At 32.6% G+C, this 1,328-nt stretch carries 3 protein-coding genes; all 3 read right to left on the bottom strand.

Going from position 1 to position 1,328, the window contains the following annotated elements; genetic code table 11:
• A partial coding sequence (locus tag L4B77_RS19985; RefSeq protein WP_429752610.1) for a relaxase/mobilization nuclease domain-containing protein occupies positions 1-740 on the bottom strand: 740 nt, incomplete at its 3' end.
• Positions 741-1,112 carry a plasmid mobilization relaxosome protein MobC gene (gene mobC / locus L4B77_RS19980; protein WP_429752607.1) on the bottom strand — a complete coding sequence of 124 codons (372 nt, stop codon included), beginning with the start codon at positions 1,110-1,112 and terminating at the stop codon, positions 741-743.
• On the bottom strand, positions 1,084-1,328 hold a 245-nt coding region (locus tag L4B77_RS19975; protein WP_429752605.1), incomplete at its 5' end, for a hypothetical protein. The genes L4B77_RS19975 and mobC, both read right to left, overlap by 29 nt.

Raw genomic sequence — 1,328 nt, 5'->3', positions numbered from 1 at the left:
TCATTAACCGTTTTATTTGCATTACCTGTTAAAGTTGTGATGTCATTTTGAACAACTGATTTTTTATCTTCTAATTTATTTACTTTATCTTCGTGAATTTTAATTTTACTAGAGTATTTATTTTTAACTGTTTTTTGACCATCTTGTTTATGTTTTGGAATGTAAGTTCTTTTTCCATCAATCATAAACCAATTATTTGGATCATTTTTACCTGTGAAAGTTAGCTTGTGCTTCTTTTCTAATTTTTGCGCTGCACGCTCCATTTTACGCCCTGATTGGACTTGTCTTTGATACTTACCCTCATCATCGTGAAAGCCTCTGACTACGTGGAAATGGGTCTTTCCTGAGTCGGTCTGTGGAAACAGCATAAACGGAGTTTCATTGAACTTTGGATCGTAAAGCTCACACGCTTCTAGTGCTAGTTTTTGAAGTTCTTCAAGTGAATGTTTTTCATCATCTTTCTCTGAAAAAGAGATCATAGAGTGTTCGTAAAGGTAAGATTGGCGAGAGTTTTTAGATAGCTTTGAGTTAGCTTCAACAGACATAACAAAACTGTCTTTTAATCGTTTATATTCGTCTCTGTCGTTAACGTTCAAACAAAAGCCACAGTTTGACTCAACGCCTATAAGCCTTGGATTTTCTGGACTGTTTAGGCCTTTCTTATCGACTGAATTATATCTAACTGTTCCGTGTAATCCCCTTAGTGTTTTACCTTCGTGTAGAACTCTGAATACTGCCATTTATAACCTCTTTTTTAGTATCTTTACATTGTTAGTCAAGTGCCTCTTTGCTTTGATTAATGCCATATGATTTGTTTGAAATTCTGCAACTTGTTCCTGTGATAAGCTGCCTTGCTGATTGGCAATTTTTGCCAGTTGATTCAAGTTAGTAGAGAATTTTGTTAGGARATTAACTACTTTTATGCAATGACCATCTTCATCTACAAAGACTTTTTTTACTTCTGTTCCGTTCTGGGACATATAAGCCAAGATAGTTTCTTCAAATGTTTTAAAATTTCCAAGTTCTTTTAATTCTTCCAAATGATTCTTTGTTTCTGTTGAAAGTCTTAAATGCAAACTTGTTTTATTTGGATCTCGTTTTTCTTTTTTCATTTCTCACCTCATTATTAATTTTGTTTTTTATTTGTAATTCTTCTTCATCGTTTGCATTTACCAGCATAATTATTATTTCAAGATGTTTTGATTTAGATGGTAAGTATTCTTTTTCATACATGGTTTCTTTCATGTTTTTCTCCAAATGTAATGCGGATTCTTTTAAATTAAATAGTCGATAAACCAAATGGTAATGCGGTAGAGACTGTTTAATTC

Origin of the sequence: Vibrio minamisatsumaniensis, from assembly GCF_050337445.1 — a bacterium.
Taxonomy (GTDB): Bacteria; Pseudomonadota; Gammaproteobacteria; order Enterobacterales; family Vibrionaceae; genus Vibrio; species Vibrio artabrorum.
The sequence above is the reverse complement of the archived record's forward strand: the minus strand, read 5'-3'. Positions and strand labels throughout refer to the sequence as shown.